This is a genomic window from Polaromonas sp. P4_F6 (genome assembly GCF_056401275.1).
Map to the genome: position 1 here is coordinate 583249 of NZ_JBFUJQ010000001.1, position 17501 is coordinate 600749.

Annotated in this window: 16 protein-coding genes; 3 read left to right on the forward strand and 13 right to left on the reverse strand. The window is 66.4% G+C overall.

Translation table 11 applies throughout. The features are described 5' to 3' along the window. Window positions 1–34: 34 nt before the first annotated feature. On the forward strand, window positions 35–1018 hold the full coding sequence (locus AC1DUN_RS02785) for a LysR substrate-binding domain-containing protein (RefSeq protein WP_413327802.1): 984 nt from the start codon (window positions 35–37) through the stop codon (window positions 1016–1018). A 139-nt stretch (window positions 1019–1157) separates the two neighbouring features. Here the strand turns inward: AC1DUN_RS02785 and AC1DUN_RS02790 are convergent, their stop codons facing one another. The 8 genes from AC1DUN_RS02790 to AC1DUN_RS02825 all read right to left on the reverse strand — a co-directional run bounded on the left by AC1DUN_RS02790 (window position 1158) and on the right by AC1DUN_RS02825 (window position 10618). After that, complete coding sequence (locus tag AC1DUN_RS02790; RefSeq protein ID WP_477712618.1) at window positions 1158–2630, reverse strand: N-acyl-D-amino-acid deacylase family protein; 1473 nt, start codon at window positions 2628–2630, stop codon at window positions 1158–1160. Further along, complete coding sequence (locus AC1DUN_RS02795; protein WP_477712619.1) at window positions 2627–3538, reverse strand: MurR/RpiR family transcriptional regulator; 912 nt, start codon at window positions 3536–3538, stop codon at window positions 2627–2629. The genes AC1DUN_RS02790 and AC1DUN_RS02795 overlap by 4 nt, the downstream gene beginning before the upstream one ends. Window positions 3539–3601: 63 nt before the next feature. Further along, complete coding sequence (locus AC1DUN_RS02800; protein WP_477712620.1) at window positions 3602–4894, reverse strand: alanine racemase; 1293 nt, start codon at window positions 4892–4894, stop codon at window positions 3602–3604. Between the two features lie 16 nt (window positions 4895–4910). Beyond that, on the reverse strand, window positions 4911–5915 hold the full coding sequence (locus AC1DUN_RS02805) for an ABC transporter ATP-binding protein (protein ID WP_477712621.1): 1005 nt from the start codon (window positions 5913–5915) through the stop codon (window positions 4911–4913). Next, entirely contained in the window at window positions 5912–6964 is a 1053-nt protein-coding gene (locus AC1DUN_RS02810) for an ABC transporter ATP-binding protein (protein ID WP_477712622.1), read from the reverse strand. The genes AC1DUN_RS02805 and AC1DUN_RS02810 overlap by 4 nt, the downstream gene beginning before the upstream one ends. Further along, window positions 6961–7800, reverse strand: a complete 840-nt coding sequence (locus tag AC1DUN_RS02815; protein WP_477712623.1) for an ABC transporter permease — start codon at window positions 7798–7800, stop codon at window positions 6961–6963. Before AC1DUN_RS02815 ends, AC1DUN_RS02810 begins: the two co-directional genes overlap by 4 nt. 100 nt (window positions 7801–7900) lie before the next feature. Next, a complete protein-coding gene (locus AC1DUN_RS02820) occupies window positions 7901–8842 on the reverse strand; it encodes an ABC transporter permease (protein WP_477712624.1) in 942 nt (313 codons plus the stop codon). A gap of 219 nt (window positions 8843–9061) precedes the next feature. After that, entirely contained in the window at window positions 9062–10618 is a 1557-nt protein-coding gene (locus AC1DUN_RS02825; protein ID WP_477712625.1) for an ABC transporter substrate-binding protein, read from the reverse strand. Window positions 10619–10765: 147 nt separating this feature from the next. Between AC1DUN_RS02825 and AC1DUN_RS02830 the strand changes: the two genes are divergently transcribed. Then, on the forward strand, window positions 10766–11155 hold the full coding sequence (locus AC1DUN_RS02830; RefSeq protein WP_477712626.1) for a RidA family protein: 390 nt from the start codon (window positions 10766–10768) through the stop codon (window positions 11153–11155). Between the two features lie 104 nt (window positions 11156–11259). Here AC1DUN_RS02830 and AC1DUN_RS02835 read toward each other — a convergent pair whose 3' ends face one another. From AC1DUN_RS02835 to AC1DUN_RS02850, 4 genes are all read right to left on the reverse strand, one after another. Next, the gene (locus AC1DUN_RS02835; protein WP_477712627.1) at window positions 11260–11919 is read right to left on the reverse strand and encodes an HAD family hydrolase; all 660 of its coding nucleotides are present in this window, start codon (window positions 11917–11919) and stop codon (window positions 11260–11262) included. Continuing rightward, window positions 11907–13475, reverse strand: a complete 1569-nt coding sequence (locus tag AC1DUN_RS02840) for an ArnT family glycosyltransferase (protein WP_477712628.1) — start codon at window positions 13473–13475, stop codon at window positions 11907–11909. The genes AC1DUN_RS02835 and AC1DUN_RS02840 overlap by 13 nt, the downstream gene beginning before the upstream one ends. A 61-nt stretch (window positions 13476–13536) precedes the next feature. Beyond that, complete coding sequence (locus AC1DUN_RS02845) at window positions 13537–14490, reverse strand: lysylphosphatidylglycerol synthase transmembrane domain-containing protein (protein WP_477712629.1); 954 nt, start codon at window positions 14488–14490, stop codon at window positions 13537–13539. After that, window positions 14487–15353, reverse strand: a complete 867-nt coding sequence (locus tag AC1DUN_RS02850; RefSeq protein ID WP_477712630.1) for a decaprenyl-phosphate phosphoribosyltransferase — start codon at window positions 15351–15353, stop codon at window positions 14487–14489. Before AC1DUN_RS02850 ends, AC1DUN_RS02845 begins: the two co-directional genes overlap by 4 nt. A gap of 96 nt (window positions 15354–15449) precedes the next feature. Here AC1DUN_RS02850 and argE point away from each other — a divergent pair, with 96 nt between their 5' ends. Further along, entirely contained in the window at window positions 15450–16661 is a 1212-nt protein-coding gene (gene argE, locus AC1DUN_RS02855) for an acetylornithine deacetylase (RefSeq protein WP_477712631.1), read from the forward strand. A 15-nt stretch (window positions 16662–16676) separates the two neighbouring features. Here the strand turns inward: argE and AC1DUN_RS02860 are convergent, their stop codons facing one another. Next, window positions 16677–17468, reverse strand: coding sequence for a substrate-binding domain-containing protein (locus AC1DUN_RS02860; protein WP_477712632.1), 792 nt, complete (start codon window positions 17466–17468; stop codon window positions 16677–16679). Between the last annotated feature and the right edge of the window lie 33 nt (window positions 17469–17501).

Below are 17501 nucleotides of genomic sequence, written 5' to 3' on the forward strand. Positions count from 1 at the left end.
CAGGCCGAAATTGCCCTAATACCCCCGAACTGTCATGCTGCATTCACAAACACACTTGCGTTCCCGGCCGATTTCCGCAGGCCAGCTCCGGGCTTTCGAGGCCGTGGCGCGGCATCTCAACTTCCGCGCCGCCTCGGAGGAACTGGCCCTGACCCAGTCGGCCGTGAGCCGGCAGATCCAGGGCCTGGAAGAAGACGTGGGTGTGAGCCTTTTCCACCGCCACACCCGGGCCGTGGAACTGACCGCCGCCGGCGGCATCCTGCTGCGGGCCGTCACGCCCTCGCTGGAGCGCATAGACAACGCGGTGCGGCAGATACGCCAGACAGCAGGGCGCAAGAGCGTGTCGCTGACCACGTTTGCCTCCTTCGCCTCGATGTGGCTGATCCCGCGGCTGGAGGGCTTCCAGCGCGACAACCCCGACATCGACATCCGGATTGATGCGTCTGACGTCGCGGTGGACCTGGACATTTCGGATCTGGACCTGGCCTTGCGCTACGCCCCGGCCAGCCACATGCCGCCGGGCGCGATACGGCTTTTCGGCGAGCAGATCACGCCGGTGATCAGCCCCTGGCTGCTCAAAAGCGGGCCGCGCCTGAAAAAACCCGACGACCTCGCGCAGTTCACGCTGATCGAGGCGGGCGACGCCCACCAGACCCACCTGGAATGGCTGACCTGGCGGCGCTGGCTGGACGAGCACGCCAGCCCCAAGCTGGAGGCCAAGCGCTGGCTGTACTTCAATTACGCCTACCAGATGGTGCAGGCCACGCTGACCGGCCAGGGCGTGGTGCTGGCGCGCCTGCCGCTGATCGCCGAAAGCCTGGCCTCGGGCGACCTGGTCGAGCCGCTGCCGCAGACACGCATGGAGTCGCCCATGAGTTACTGGCTGATCGTCGGCCCGCGCAATGTGGCCAGGCCCGAGGTCGTGGCTTTTTGCGACTGGCTCAAAAGCCAGGCTGCGCTCACGCGCGAGGCCATAGGTGACGTGCCCGATCCGGACACGGTGGATAGTCTTGATTAGCCCCCACGGTCGCTCACTGCGTGTAGCCTTCGGCTTCTCCCTGCCCCTTTCATCACGTGAGGGGGCCGCTGCGCCTGCGGCCCGGCAAAGCCGGTTCCGCGGCCCCTGCTGGGTTGGGAGCCCCTCAGCAGCTTTGGGCTCAGGCCGCGCCGCGCTTTAACAAACGCCCTGCCCTCGCCTGCACCCCGGCATGCGCTGCATCGGCATCACCGGCCACATAGGCCAGCTCGCCGTTCACAAACACCTTCTCGATGCCTTCCGACACCGCGATCGGATCCTGGTAGGTCGCCACGTCGCGCACGCGGGCCGGGTCCAGCACCACGACGTCGGCGTGCCAGCCGGGCTGCAGCTGGCCGCGCTGGTGCAGGCGGAAGTTGCGCGCCGACAGGCCGGTCATTTTGTAGATCGCGGTTTCCAGCGGGAAGAGGTTTTGCTCGCGCCAGTAGCGGGCCAGCACGCGGGGAAAAGCGCCCCAGAGGCGTGGGTGCGGATGCTTGTCATGCGGCAACCCATCCGACCCGATCATGGAGAGCGGATGCGCGATGACGCGCTTGACGTCGTCCTCGTGCATCTGGAAATAACAGGCGCCGCCCGGCTGCAGGCGGCGGCAGGCGGTTTTCTGGTCCACGCCCCATTCCTCGGCAATCGAGGCCAGCGTGCGGCCCATCATTTCGGGATGCGGGGTGGACCAGCTCAAGAGGACGTCGATGACGCCGTCAACCAGGTCTTCGCGCAGCACCGTCGAGCCGGCCACATAGGGATAGACATCCATCGCGATGTCCTGGCGCCTGGCCAGCGTATCGATCAAGGGCAGCGTCTCGCGCGTGCGGCCCCAGTTGTCCGGGCCGGCGCATTTGTGGTGCGAGATCACCAGCGGCACGCCGGCCTCGAAAGCGCAGTCACTGGCCTCGTGCATGGCTTCCAGGATCTCGGCCATCTCCGAGCGCATGTGGGTGGCGTAGATGCCGCCGTACCGCGCGACGACACGCGCCAGCGCGGTCACCTCGGCCGCCGGCGCCGGCATGGCTTCGGCGTAGAACAGGCCCGAGGACATGCCGATCGCGCCCTGGGCCATGCACTGCTCCAGCAGAGCGCACATGGCGGCCACTTCTTCGGCCGTGGCCGGCCTGCTGAGGTCCTTCATGCACGCATAGCGCAACGTGGTGTGGCCGATCAGCGGCGCCACGTTGACGGCCGGCTGCGCCTCGGCCACCGCGCCTGCATAGGCATCCACCGAAGGGTACTTGAACGAATTGCCCAGCAGGGTGAGGGCGCCCTGCGGTTCTTCCACCACGAAGGGCGCAACCGACAGGCCGCAGTTGCCGGTGACCACCGTGGTGATGCCCTGCGACAGCTTGGGAAACATTCCGGGTGCGTTCAGCACGATGGCGTCGTCGTGGGTGTGGACGTCGATGAAGCCGGGCGTGATGGCAAGGCCGGTGCAATCGTGCACCTGGACGTCGGCGATGGCCAGGCCTTGCGGCAGGTGGTGGCGCAGGCCCGGGCCGACGGCCGCGATGCGGTCATCCACCAGCAGCAGATCGCCGGGTTGGCCTGGCGCGCCGGAGCCGTCCACCAGCAGGCCGTTTTCAAGCAGGGTGGCGCGGGTCATCGCACTTTTCCTGTCGTGAGCTTGGCATCTTCGTCCCAGTCGAGCCGGGGATGGTGGTGCATGTCCACACCGCGCGTCTCCAGCGTGCGCTGGATGTTTGCCAGCCGGTTCACCGCCTTGTCGCCCAGCCGCTGCGCCACGAGCACGGTGAGAATTTCGATCACCGTCAGGTGCGCCAGGTAGGCTTCGGGACCCACCGGCATCACCGGGTCGGGTGCCACTTCCACACCCAGCACGATGTCGGCCAAGGCCGCCAGCTGTGAGCCGGGCTGCGTCAGCGCGATGACGGTGGCGCCCTGCGAGCGCGCCACGTCCACGGCCTCCAGCAGCGAGGGCATGCCGCCGACGTGGGTGATGGCCATCACCACGCCGCGCGGGCCGATGGTGGCGGCCGAGATCAATTGCAGGTGCGGGTCCAGGTAGCTGCTGGCAGCCAGGCCCATGCGGAACAAGCGCGCCTGCAAGTCCGAGGCCATGAAGTTGGAGGTCACGCCGACACCGTAGCAATCGACCCGGGCGCCGGCGACGATGGCGTCGGCCGCCGCCTGCGTCGCCTCCACGCTGAGCTGGGCCTGCACGCTGTTGATCACGATGGCGGCGCCGCGCGTCACCTTGGTGATCACCTGGCGGGTATCGTCGTCGATGCGCACGCGCCGGTTCAGCGGCGAGCCGCCCACGGCCATTTCCTGCGCCAGCGCCAGCTTGAACTCGCGCAAGCCCGGGTAACCCAGGTCGCGGCAGGTGCGCATGATGGTGGGCACCGAGCTGCCCGCGCGCTGCGCCAGCTGCTCAAAACTTTCATCCAGCACGCGCTGGGGGTCCTGCAGGATCAACTCCAGCACGCTGCGCCTGGACGTGGGTGCGCTGGCGATGGCGTCGGCGATTTTGGCAAGAACTTGTGAGGTCATGAGGACTTTGGTTGCGGTGCACGGAAAGCTGTACAGACCATTACACCAGGGAGATCAAACGGCTTAAAAACACGTGACGAGGGCATCGCAGACCGTGTAATTTTCATCGACAACCGGCATCCAGCGCCATTTGTCGAAGGTGGTGCAAGGATGGGAGATGCCCAGCGCGACCAGGTCGCCGACCTTGAGCGCAGCCAGTTCGGGGCCGCTGCCGCGCAGGTAGGCATGCTGGTCATTGAGCGCCGTGACCTTCCAGTCCGCGGGCGCGGCCACGGGCGCGGCGCCAGGTGCGCTTATCGAGGACAGCGGTATCGGCATTTCCAGGTCATAGGACAGGTCACGCCGGCCCACGGCCAGGATGGCCAGGCCCGGTTCGGGGCAGGATTGCACCGTGGCCCACACCTCGATGGCCGGTTTCAGCCCGTCGCTGTCATGCAGTCGCGCATTGACCGAACTGACCAGGCGTTTGTAGTTGCCGTGGTCGTGCGTGATGTAGCAGCCCGAACGCAGCAGGCCGCGCACCGGCCGCGAGAGTTTGGGCGTGAGCCAGCCGCTGACCAGGTCGAAGATGGCCGAGCCGCCGGCCGTCATCAGGATTTCGTCGCCGTCAAACAGCCCCTGCTGGTCGCAGGCCAGGGCAATGTCGCAGGTGCGCCGCATGAGCGCATCGGCATAGGCCTTGTCGGCCTCCGAATCGCCGGTGGCGCCCTGCCCTTCATAGGTCTCTATGCCGACCAGGCGGCAGGCCAGGCTGGTGCGCAGGGCGGCGGCCAGAGCCATGGCATCGGCTTCGCTGCGCACGCCGGTGCGTGCGCCCATGACGCCGATCTCCAGCAGCACCTCGAAAGGCGCAACCATGGCGGCGTCGTTGGCGCGCGCCCAGACTTCGATCAGCGCGAGCTGGGCCAATGAATCGACCAGGAAGACGATGCGCAGGCCCGGGTATTCGCGCAGCATGCCCTGGATGCCGGCCAGGTCCATGGCGTTCACGACCTGGTTGGCGATGATCAGGCGTTTGGCGCCGGCCGTGATGCCGGCGCGCATCTGCGTGACGGTGGCAAAGGTCAGGCCCCAGGCGCCTTCGTCGAGCTGGCGCTTGAGCAATTGCGGCGACATGGTGGTCTTGCCGTGCGGCGCCATGTCCACCCCCTGGCCTTTGGCAAAGCGCTGCATCCAGCCGAGGTTGTGTTTCATCGCCGACTGCTTGACGACGGCCAGCGGCAGCGGCAGGTCGCCCTTGAGCACGTTCCAGCCCTGTTTGCCCATCTCGGAGCGGCGCACCGGCCCGCTGTTGTGCGGAAAGCCCTTGAAGGAACGGTCAAGTTGCGGGTCGAGAAGGTCTTGCAATGTGGTCATGAGTTTTTTTGGGTGGTCAGGCAGCGGCCAATGTAGCAGCGGGCACGAACGCGACCGGCACGGCGCCGGCGATATCGTCGCGTATGCAGGCCTTGAAGCGGCCATTGCCCATGTCGCGCAGTTCGGGGCGCGCCGTGGAGCAGGCGTCCACCACATGCGGGCAGCGCGTGCGGAACACGCAGCCCGAGGGCGGGTTGACGGGGCTGGGGATGTCGCCCTTGAGCGCGATGCGCTCGCTTTTGTGTTCGGGGTCGGGCTTGGGCGAAGCCGCCAGCAAGGCTTGCGTATAAGGATGCAGCGGCTGCGCGAACAGCTCGGCCGTGGGCGCGACTTCCATCACGCGGCCGAGATACAGCACCACGACGCGGTCGCACAGGTACTCGACCACGTCGAGGTCGTGCGAGATGAACAGCATGGTCAGCGAGAGCCGGTCGCGCAGGTCGCACAGCAGGTTGACCACCTGCGCCTGGATGGACACGTCGAGCGCCGACAGCGGCTCGTCGGCCACGATGAATTCAGGCTCGACCGCGAGCGCCCGCGCCACGCCTATGCGCTGGCGCTGGCCGCCGGAGAACTCGTGCGGGTAGCGGCTGGCATGTTCGCCGCGCAGCCCGACCAGCTCCAGCAGCTCGGCGATGCGTTTGTCACGCGCCTCTTTGCCCTTGGCCAGGCCGTGCACCTGCAGGGCTTCGCCCAGGATGTCCCTGACCCGCATCTTGGGGTTCAGGCTGGCATAAGGGTCCTGGAAAATCATCTGCAGCTTGCTGCGCAGCGCGCGCATGCGGCCGCTCGATGCCGAGCCCAGGTCCTCACCGCGGTACAGCACCTGGCCCGAGGTGGCCTCGATCAGGCGCAGCAGTGTGCGGCCTATGGTGCTTTTGCCCGAGCCGGATTCGCCGACCAGGCCCAGCGTCTCGCCGGGCTGGATGCTGAAGGAGACGTCGTCGACCGCGCGCACCGGTTTGGCGGCCGCGCCGAAATAACGCTGGAGGTTCTTGACCTCAATCAAAGGGGCGCTCATACCGTCTCCACCGTGGCAACAGCTGTTTCTTCCACGCGTATGCAACGCGCGCTGCGGGTCGGCCCTGCCGCCAGCAGCGCCGGCATGGCGTCGCGGCAGGACGGGATCGCCAGGTCGCAGCGCGGCTCAAAGGCGCAGCCCGGCGGCGGCGCCAGCGGGCTGGAGACCTGGCCGCGTATGGCGTAGAGCCGGCGTTTGGCGCCGGCCTGGCCGCTGGCCAGTTCGCGCTTGCGCTGTTGCGCGGGCAGGCAGGCCAGCAGGCCTTGCGTGTAGGGGTGGCGCGGCTGGGCAAAGAGTTCGCGCACCGGCGCGGCTTCCACAATGCGGCCCGCATACATCACGGCCACGTCGTCGGCATGGTGGGCCACCACGCCGAGGTTGTGGGTGATGAAGAGAATGCTCATGCCGGTCTCGGCCTGCAGCCGGCGCATGAGTTCCAGGATCTGCGCCTGGATCGTCACGTCCAGCGCGGTGGTGGGCTCGTCGGCGATCAGCAGCGTCGGGTTGCAGGCCATGGCCAACGCGATCATCACGCGCTGGCGCATGCCGCCCGAGAGCTGGTGCGGGTATTCGTGCAGGCGCTGCGCGGCGGCCGGGATCTCGACCAGCTCCAGCATGCGCAGCGCATGGGCCAACGCGGCCTTGCGGTCCAGCCCCATGTGCAGGCGCACCGATTCAGCGATCTGCTCGCCCACGGTGAAGACCGGGTTCAGGCTGGTCATGGGCTCCTGGAAGATCATCGCGATCTCATTGCCGCGTATGCGCCGCATCTCGGCCTCGGGCAGGGACAGCAGGTCCAGCGTCTGGCCGGCGCGGTTGGTAAACATCGCCTCGCCGCTGACCTGGGTGGAGGCGGTGCGCGACAGGAGGCGCATCAGGGTGAGGCTGGTCACCGACTTGCCGGAGCCGGACTCGCCGACCAGCGCGGTGGTTTTGCCGGGGCGAATGCTGAAGCTCACGTCGGCCACCGAGCGGATCAGGCCTTCGTCGGTATCGAAGAAGGTGCTGAGATGGCGGACTTCCAATCGGTTCACGTCGATTTCCTTCACATCGATTTCCTCAAGCGTGGATCCAGCAGGTCGCGAATGCCGTCGCCCAACAACTGCAGCGAAAGCGCAGTGAGGATGATCGCCAGCCCCGGGAACAGCACAATCCACAGCGCCTGGTGGGCGTACTGCTGGCTGCCGGCCACCATGGTGCCCCAGGTCGGAATTTCAGGCGGCACGCCCACGCCCAGGAAGGACAGCGCGGCCTCGGCCAGGATGGCGTAAGCAAAGATAAAGGAGGTCTGCACCAGGATGGGCGACATCAGATTGGGCAGGATGTGGCGCCACAGGATGCGCGCGGTGGAGACGCCCACGGCGCGCGCGGCCTCCACAAACAGCAGCTCGCGCACCACGAGGGTGGAGGCGCGCACCACGCGCGCCACGCGCGGCGTGTAAACCAGCACCAGGGCCAGCACCACGTTCAGCATGGACGGCCCCAGGATGCCGACCAGCGCGATCGCCAGCAGTATGTCGGGAAAGGACATCATCGCGTCGACCACACGCATCACCGGCGCATCGAGCCTGCGAAAGAATCCCGCGACCAGGCCGAACAGCGTGCCGCTCACCACCGAGCCCAGCGCGGTCAGCAATGCGATGGTCAGCGAATAGCGGCCGCCGAAGGCAATGCGGGCGAAAAGGTCGCGGCCCAGTTCGTCGGTGCCGAACAAATGGGAGGACGAGGGTTGGGACAGCCGCTGGCTCACAGCGGTCTCGTTCGGGTCCAGGCCGCTCAGCGGACCGGCAAAGAGCGACACCAGGACGACTATCGCCAGCGCGATGGCCGCCGCCAGCACGATGCGCCGACGGAACAGCTTGCGAAGAATAAGAGGGAACTTCATCAGAGCGGGCCTTTTCCAGTGGGCACCAGGGAACCGGCTTTGCCGGGCCGCCGGTGCTGCCCCCTCGAGGGGCAGGCGCCGAAGGCGCTTCGGGAGTGAGTCATAGCTTCACCCGAGGATCAACGACGGTGTAGAGCAGGTCGATGGCGAAATTGATGACCACGTAGATCGCGGCCACCACCAGCAGCGCGCCCTGGATCACCGGGTAGTCGCGCCGTATCACCGCGCTCACCACGAGGTTGCCCACGCCGGGCAAACCGAACACGGTCTCCGTCACCACCGCGCCGCCTATCATCAGCGCCACCGTCAAGCCAAGGACGGTGACGATGGGCACCAGCGCGTTGCGCAGCGCATGCTTGAGCACCACCACGTTTTCAGACAAACCCTTGGCCCGCGCGGTGCGCACATAGTCCTCGCCCAGCACGTCCAGCATGGAGGCGCGGGTAAAGCGAATGATCAACGCCGAATTGAGCACACCCAGCACCGCGGCAGGCAGCACCAGGCAATGGATGCGCTCGGCCAGCGAGGCGCCCGGCTCGCCGTAGCCCGAGACCGGGAACCAGCCCAGGGAGACAGCGAATATCTGCATCAGCACCAGGCCGAACCAGAAGCTGGGCACGCTGGCGCCCAGCATCGCGAAGCCGGTAAAGGCCTGGTCGACCGGCTTGCCGCGAAACACCGCCGAGACGATGCCGCAGGGCACACCGATCAAGGCGGCGATCGCGACCGCCATCAGCGACAGCAAGGCGGTGGGCTCAGCCCGTTCCCAGAGCGCCTGGGTCACGGGCCGCTGCAGAAAGATCGATTCGCCCAGGTTGCCGTGCGCCAGTTCACGAATCCACAAGGCGAACTGCACCGGCAGGGATTTGTCCAGGCCGTAGACCTTCTGCACCCGGGCGATGTCTTCGGCCGTGGCCTGGTCGCCCAGCAGCACGGCGATCGGGTCGCCCGGGGCGGCGCGCGTGAGGATGAACACCAGCACTGCCACGATGGCCATGACCACCAGCATGCCACCCAGCCGGGACAAGAGATACCGTGTCATGACTTTTTTCTATTCAGTGGGTTGAATCTTTTAACCATAAAAGGGAATCTGCCTCGAGTCCGGATCACTACGCAACTACGTCGCCACGTTCGACGAAACGAGCCGGAATAAAAGCCAGCTCAAGCCGCGGAACCGGCTTTGCCGGGCCGCAGGCGGGCGGCCCCCATAGCGAGGAAAGGGGCAGCGCGCCGCAGGCTCGCAGTGGGGGAGCGTGGGGGCTCAACTCTTCAGGCTGGTGTTCCAGAAGAACGGATAGGTATAGGGCGTGTAACCCTGCAGCGCCGGGGCGCGCGCCGACAGGCTGGCGAATTTGCCGACCTGGATGTAGGGCACCTCGTCGTAGACCACCTGCTGCACCTTGCCCCATAGCGCCCCGCGCTTGGCCGGGTTCGGCTCCTGGTTCAGCGCGGCCAGCGCCTCCTGCTTGGCAGGCGAGTTCCACCAGCCCGGCGCACCGTCGCCCAGTTGCGGGGGCGAGAGCATGGGCTCGGGGAACAGGCCGGAATGCGTGATGTAGATATCCCACAGCTTGGGGTCGGCGCGGCGCTGCAGTAGCGTGGCCCACTCCACCACGTTCAGCTCGGCCTTGAAGCCGGCGCGCTTGAGCTGCTCGGCCATGATGAGCGCCATGTTGTAGTGAAAGTCGTACTGGCGGCTGGTCAGGATGCGCACCGGCTCGCCCTTGTAGCCGGCCTGCTCGGCCTGGCTCTTGGCCTTCTTTGCGTCGCGCTCGTTGTAAGCGGCGGTGCCGGCTGTCGAATAAAAAGGCGTGCCCTTGGGAAAGTGGTTGCCTTCGGCGATGAAAAAGCGGGTGTCGCCGAAGCCTGCCGCCAGCATTTCGCCTTCGCCCAGCGCGGTCTGCAACGCCTTGCGCACCGGTTGATGCGCCAGCGAGCCTTCCTTGGTGTTGAACACCAGGTAAGGAAAGCCAAAGGAGGGCGTCATGATGGGCACCACCTTGCCGCCGGCCTTTTCCAGCCGCGGCAGGGCCTCGATAGGCAGCAGGTCGGCATAGTGAAACTGGCCGGCCAGCGCGCCTTCCACCCGCGTGTTGGCATTGGGGACCGGCACGAAGCGCAGCTCTTCCACCGCGGCCACCCGCTTGCCGCCATAGCCACTGGCAGCTTCCTTGCGCGCGGCGTAACCGTCAAAGCGGGTGAGCAGCACGTACTGGTCGGGCTTGCGTTCCTTGAATTTGTAGGGGCCGGTGCCCACGTACTCGCGCAGCGGCTGGGCCAGCGACTCCTTGGCCATGATGGCCGCCATGCCCGAGGCCATGGCCAGTTGCGAAAGCAGCGGCGCGTAGGCGTTCTTCAGCGTGATGTCGACCGTGAGCGGCCCCTTGGCCGCCAGGTCGGCCACTTGCACCGCCACCGACTTGCCGCGCGGCGAAACGTCCATCCAGCGCTTGAGGCTGGCCACCACGTCGTCGGCATTGAGTTCACGGCCGCTGTGCAGCATCACGCCTTTTCGCAGGGTGATGGTGTAGAGCTTGCCATCGGCAGAGATTTTCGGCATGGCCTCGGCCAGCATGGGCACCAGCGTCGCCTTGGCATCGAAGGTGAACAGCGGCTCGTAAACGTGCTGCATGATGATGCAGACCAGGTCTGCCGGCGTGGACTGGATGTCCAGCGTCGGCGGCTCGGCCACCATGGCCAGGTTCAAGGCCGATTTGCCGCCCTGCGCGGCGGCCGGGCCGAAACCGGCGCCGGCCGCACCCAGGGCCAGCAGGGAGGACAAGGCGGTGCGGCGGTGCATGCGGATTCCACGGGTCATAAAGAACTCCTGATTGAAGTTAAATTTCACGCTTGAAGATTAATTGGTCTATAAATGGTATTTTTCAGGATAAACCCGAATAAAAGGCGAAATTCTGAAAATATTTTTCATCTTTATGATTAAACGGCACTTAAAAAGGAGTTTTTCATGCCTCTGGAATATTTAGGAAATCCCCCTCTGGCCTCCGACCACCAGCCCCGCCCGTTTTCGCCCGCGGTGCGCGCCGGTGACTTCGTCTATATCTCGGGCCAGGTGCCGGGCGACGAAAAAGGCGAGATCGTGCAGGGCGGCATCGAGGTGCAGACCCGCCAGGTCATGAAAAACCTCCAGGCTGCCCTGGCCCTGGCCGGCTGCACGCTGGACGACGTCTGCAAGACCACGGTCTGGCTACAGGACGCGCGCGACTTTGGCAGCTTTAACCGGGTTTATATGAGCTACTTCACGGGCGGCAAGCCGGCTCGCTCTACTACCGAGGCTCGCCTGATGGTGGATGCGAAGGTTGAGATTGATGTGGTGGCTTATAAGCCGAAGGGCTAGGCCTTGCTTGTTTTGGGGCTGTGATTTTTGCTGAGGACTGCTGGCCAGGCCCCCCCCGGCCAGCCGAACTCAGCAAAGGGGACTCCCGCCGGAGCAGGAGCCGCTCACTGCGACCAGGGCTCCCCCCGGTACCACGCATGCCGCGCCAACCGCAGCATCGGTTTGTCGCCGGACGTATCCCCATAGGCATAAAGCACCACCCCATGGAGCCCGGCCGCGCCAAAGCGCCCGGCCGCCCACTCCCGTAGCCTGACAACCTTCTGCTCGCCATGGCAATTGGGCGTGCGCATGCGGCCCGTGAGGCGGCGGGCCTCGCCCTCGCCCGCCGTTTCCATTTCAGTGCAGAGCAGCGCGTCAAAGCCCAGCTGCCGCGCCACCTGCTTGAGGTAGATGTCGGGCGAGGCGCTGACCATCACGCAGCAGTGGCCAGCCTCGCGGTGCCGGGCCAGCTGTGCCATCGCGTCCTCCCGCAGCTGGCCGGGGAAATCTTTTGCCAGCCATTGCGCGGTCCACTCATCCATCTCGGCAAGGCTGCGGCCGGCCAGCGTGGCCCGCATGAGCTTGCCTTTGGCGACGTGGTTGGGCACGATGCGCAGCGCATAGCCGGCCAGCCAGGGCGAGCAGCGCAGCAGGGCCCACACAAAACGCGGCCAGCCCAGGCCGCGCGCGAGGAAAACCGTGAAGGTGTCGCGCCGGGTCAGCGTGCCGTCGAAATCAAAGGCCGCGACAACCGGGCCGGCATCCTGGGCGCTTAGCTCGGGCATCGCACCTGGCCGCAATAGCGTTCGCAGAAAGGGCAGCCCGTCATGGGCAGCCATTTGGGAATATTGAAGTAGCGCTTGAAGACCGTGCCCAGCACCCCTTCGCGATAAGCCTGGTAGTTAAAGCCCGTGCCTTCGAGGGCGTAAAACGGCACGCCGTTTTGCTCGAAGCTGAGCACGCGCACCGAGGCGAAGTAAGGCGCGAACTCCTCCAGGCGCGGCTTGTCGGCGAGGATGATGCGTATCGTCTTGCCCTGGTACAGCGAAAAATCGACCAGCATGTCATCCTGGCGCGCATGGAACTTGCCGACGCCGAAGACCGGCATGTACTGCCGGCGCTCAAAACCGAATATCGAGGCCGGCGTGTAGGCCTCGCCCATCAGCGCCACGCCGGGCGCCGTGACCTGCTGGAGCATTTCGGCGGTCTTGTAGCTGCGAACGATCTGGGGATAGAGCTTGGACAAAGGCGGTGTTGAGCGCCAGGTGTCCAGCGTGGTCATATACAGCCCCGCCACCACCAGCACATGCAGGCCGGCGAACACGGCCAGCCCCTTGGCGCAGGCCCTGAGTTTGCCCTCCGGCAGGGCAAAGGCCAGGAAGGCAAAACCGAAGGGGTAAAACGACAGCACCCAATGCAGGCCGATGATTTTCTTGGCCGACAGCAGCGCGAAAAACAGCAGCGGCACCACCACCAGGCAGGCCAGCAGGCGCTGCGAGCGCGCCGCGGCCAGCAGCGACTGGCGGTAGCGCACCGCCATCCACAGCGCGGCCGGCGTGACCAGGTAGGCCATCATGCCGATATAGGTCAGCGGCTTGCGCCACTCGAAATTCGCATCTTCATTGCGGTTGTACACATTGAACATGATGTTGGACCAGCCGTGCGACATGTTGTAGGCGATGTTGATCGCCGGGCCGGGCAAGGCGCACAGCACCAGCAGGGCCAAACCGGCCAGGCGCTCGCGGCGATACAGCACGAAGTACACGAGGTAGCTGAGGCCCAGCACCACCGAAAAATACTTGGACAAAAAGGCGCAGCCCAGGAACACACCGGACAGCGCGTACAAACCCCAGGCGGCGCGGTCCATCTGCGCGCGGCGCTCGGCGCGCATCAGCGCGGCGACCGACAGCACCGACCAGAAGATCAGCGGCGTGTCGGTGGTGATCAGGGTGTTGAGCCAGTTCAGCGGCGCCAGCCAGAAAAACAGCACGGCCCAGGCGGCGCGCACCCGGTCCGCGCCCTTCAGCGCCCACCACAGCGCCGCGCCCAGCGCCAGCGGCAGCAGCACGATGGGCAGGCGTATGGACCAGAGGCTGTCGCCCAAGGTGGCGCGCATCAGCGCGATCAGCCAGCCCACCATGGGTGGGTGGTCCGAATAACCCCAGTCGGGGTACACGCCCCACCAGTAGAAAAAGGCCTCGTCGCCGGTGACCGGGAAGCTCACGGAAATCCAGACCCGCAGCAGCAGCGAGAGCAGGCCGGCGGCCAGCAGCCAGCGGCTCAGCGTGACGGGAAAGGCGGCGGAAGCGGCGGAGGCGGCGGAATCGTGGTTCTGGGACATGAAGGCTCAAAAAGGGGAGCGGCGCCGGCGGCAAAGCGGCCGCGGGCAAGGCGGGAGCAGGCTAGCGCAAGCTGATTTCCTTGCGGATGGCCGCACTATAAAGCAAGGCCAGCACGCCCAGGGCCACGGCCAGCCACAGCGTCAGCAGCCGCGCCAGCACGGTGACAGCCAGCGCCGCCGCGGGCGTGGCGCCCTGCGCCACCAGCAGGCCCGTGAGCACGGCCTCGGTGCCGCCCAGGCCGGCGGGCAGCGCGGACAGGGCACCGGCTACCATGGCGACGGCGTAAAAGCCCGTGGCCGTCAGCACATCAAGCCCCACACCCATGCCGCGGCAGACCAGCCAGACCGCGACGCCCTGCGCCGCCCAGGCCGCCAGGGTCAGCCCCAGCCAGCGCCAGGGACGCAGCGCCAGGCAGTGCCAGGCCTCCTGCAGCCAGGGCAGGCGCGCAAACAGCCGGGCGCGGTGTTTGAAGAGCAGGCCCAGCACCGCCAGCAACACCAGCGCAGCCACCGCCAGCAGGCCAGCCAGCAGCGTGGACGCGGCCTGTACCGCCGGATGCCGCAACACCCAGCCGGCGGCCGGCAGGCACAGCAGCAGCAGGCACAGCAGGTCGGCCAGACGTTCAGCGCCGAAGATGGCCAGGCTTTGCCCGGCGCCCAGGGGCTGGCGCGCCAGCATCAGGCCGCGCGCCGCCTCGCCGACATTGCCGGGTGTGGGGGTGAAGGCATAGCCCGCCAGGTAGAGGCGCAGGCCCTGCAGCCAGCCGAAATGGCGGCCGTAATGCGCCATCCAGAGCCGCCAGCGCAGGCCGCGCAGCAGGTAATTGAGCAGGCACAAGCCGGCGGCCTGCGCGCCCGTCCAGGACCAGAGCAGCGCCAGCGAGGCCTTGGGGCTGTCGCCCCAGACCAGCAGCGCGGCCGCGTAGGCCGTGGCCACCACGCCCAGCACCAGCAGCAGGCGCTTGAAGGGAAGGCCCGCCGCGGCCGGCGCGGGTGAAGCGGGCGCGGGCTTCACAGCCAGCGGCTCAGGAAAATGGCCAGCCACAACGCGCCGGCCCCCAGAATCCAGGGGTCGCGCAGCATGTCGCGCGCCACGTCTTCACCGTGGCCGCGGTGCACCTGGTAGGTATAGCGCAGCATGCCGAAGATCACCACCGGCACGGTGTAGAGCAGGCGCTCGCCGTGCTGCATCTGCGCCTCGGGACTGGTGGCGAACAGGCTGTAAGTGGTCAGCGTGGCGGTCATGGTCACGGCCATGAAGGTGTCCAGCAGGGCCGAGGGGTAGTGGGCCATCACCGCGCGCTGGCTGGCCTCTTCATGGAAGCTTTCGGCCTTGCGCTTGGCAAAACCGAGGAACAGGGCCACAAAAATGCCGGTCAGCAGCAGCCAGCGCGAGGGCGGAATACCGACGGCCACGGTGCCGGCCAGAAGGCGCAGCATGAAACCCGAGGCGATGATGGAGACGTCGACCACCGGCACCTGCTTGAGCCGCCAGGAGTACGCCAGGTTGAGCAGCACATAGGCCGCCAGCAAAGCCAGCAGGCTGCGGTGGCCGGCCGCCAGCAGCAGGCCGGCCACCAGCAGCAGGCCGGCCAGCACCAGCGCCACGGGCACCGGCACCGCGCCGCTGGCCAGGGGCCGGTGGCGTTTGCTGGGGTGCAGGGCGTCGCTGGCGCGGTCATGCCAGTCGTTGATGATGTAGACCATGCTGGAGAGGCAGCAGAACGCGGCAAAGGCGTGGAAGACGCGCCAGTCCAGCGCCATGTCCTGCCAGTTTTGGCTGAACACCAGGCCGGCGAACACAAAAACGTTTTTCAGCCACTGGTGCGGCCGCATGAGGCGGACCAGGGCCAGCGGGAAAGAAGAGGAAGAGGGCATCGGGAAAGAGGGGTAACACCCCGGGACACCCCGGGAACAACGAGCTTGAAGCATAACTGAGCGCCGCCGATTCCCGAATACGGCCAAAATGGGGCCATGGCTCTTGCACCCTCCCCCACCCTCACCCCTTCCTCCCCCATCGCCCTGCCCGCCGTCTCGCCCCGCGCCCTGGAGCTGATCCAGGCCCTGGTGCGCATGAACACCGTCAGCGACAACAGCAACCTGGAACTGATCCATTTCGTGCGCGACGAGCTGGCCCGGCTGGGCGTGGCCAGCCGCATCACCACCAACGCCGGCAAGACCAAGGCCAACCTCTTCGCCACGCTGGGCGAAGGCCGGCCGGCCGGCATCATCCTGTCGGGCCATACCGATACCGTGCCCTGGGACGGCCAGGACTGGACGCTGGACCCGCTGTCGGCCGCCATCGAGGGCGGCCGGCTCTACGGGCGCGGCAGCTGCGACATGAAGGGTTTTATCGGCATGGCCCTGGCCCATGCCGGGGACTTCCTGAACAGCCAGGCGCCCTTTGCGCTGCACCTGGCGCTGAGCTACGACGAGGAAGTCGGCTGCCTGGGCGTGAGGGAGCTGATCGCCGACATGAAGGACGCCGGCATCGCGCCGCTGGCCTGCATCGTCGGTGAACCCACCAACATGGTGCCGGCCACCGCGCACAAGGGCGTGTACCGCTACAAATGCTGCGTGCGCGGCAAGGAGGCGCACTCCTCGCTCACGCCGCAATCCGTCAACGCCATCGAGATGGCGGCGCGCGTGGTCGGCAAGCTGCGCGACATGGCCGAGGGCTTTGAGGCCAGCGAGCCGCGCTACGAGGGTTTCGACGTGCCCTTCAGCACCGCCAGCGTCGGGCAGTTCCACGGCGGCATTGCCGACAACGTGGTGCCGCGCGACGCCGAGTTCCGCTATGAATTCCGCAACCTGCCCACGGCAGACGCGCATGCGATGCAAAAAGAGATTCTGGCCTATGCGGAGCGCGCGCAGCCGGCGATGCAAAAAGTCGCACCCGATGCGGGCTTCAGCTTTGAGACGATTTGTGAGGTACCGGCTTTTCTGGGTTCGGCCGGCGACGACGTAACCCGCCTCGCGCAGCGCCTGGCCGGCACGCGGGAAACCACGCTGGTGGCCTTCGGCACCGAAGCGGGCATCTTCAAGGGCGCCGGCATTCCCACCGTGGTCTGCGGGCCCGGCAGCATCACCCAGGCGCACCAGCCCGACGAATTTGTGAGCCTGGAACAGCTGGCGCGCTGCCAGGACTTCATGAAAGGCCTGGTGAACACGCGCGAGCTGCGCTAGGCCTGTCTTTCAAGCTCAAGGCTTGGCGGCAACGGGCTCCATGCCAGTGCCGCGCACAATGAATGCGGCCGCCGGCGAAGCCAGGAAGCGGATCAGGTGTCGGGCCGCTTCGGGTTCCCTGGCGCCCGTCATGAGGCCCGCTGAAAAGAAGATGGTCTGCTGGACTTCATCGGGCAAGGGCCCCACAAAGTCCAGCTCCTTGAAGGGCAGCAATTCACTGACTTGCTGGAAACCGATCTCGGCATCGCCCCGCGCCACCACCGTCCCGACCCGCTCACTGAAAATCTTGCGGGCCTTGTCCTTGATCTGGTCGGCCACGCCCAGGCGCTGAAAAAGCTCTGTCGACAGATAAGTGCCGCTGGCGCTCGCGGAATAGGCAATCGACTTCGCGTTCAGCAAAGTCTGGCGCAAGGCATCCACCGTGCTGATGTCCGGCTTGGGTGTGCCTTTGCGCACCGACATGCCGATCACGGAGCGCGCCAGATCGACACGGCTGCCTGGAATGACCTTGCCCTCCTTGACCAGCGTCTCCAGCCCGGCGTCGGCCAGGATCACGATGTCAAAGGTCTCGCCGCGCGCCAGCCGGCTGGGAATCGAGTCCGGCGCATTGCCAATGGAGGCGCCGTAGCTGGTGATGACCTTGTTCTGGCTGGCCTGTTCATAGAGCGGTATCAGCTGCTGGTAGGCGGCGGTGAAGCCGCCCGAACTGATCACCCGGATATCGGCGGCCAGGGCATTGCCTGCGAGCAGCACGAGGCTGAGGGCGGCCAGGATGACGCGTCGTATCCGCTGGAATGTGAATGTCATGGCAAGGGTCTCCTTTTTGTCGTTGGTTTGGCG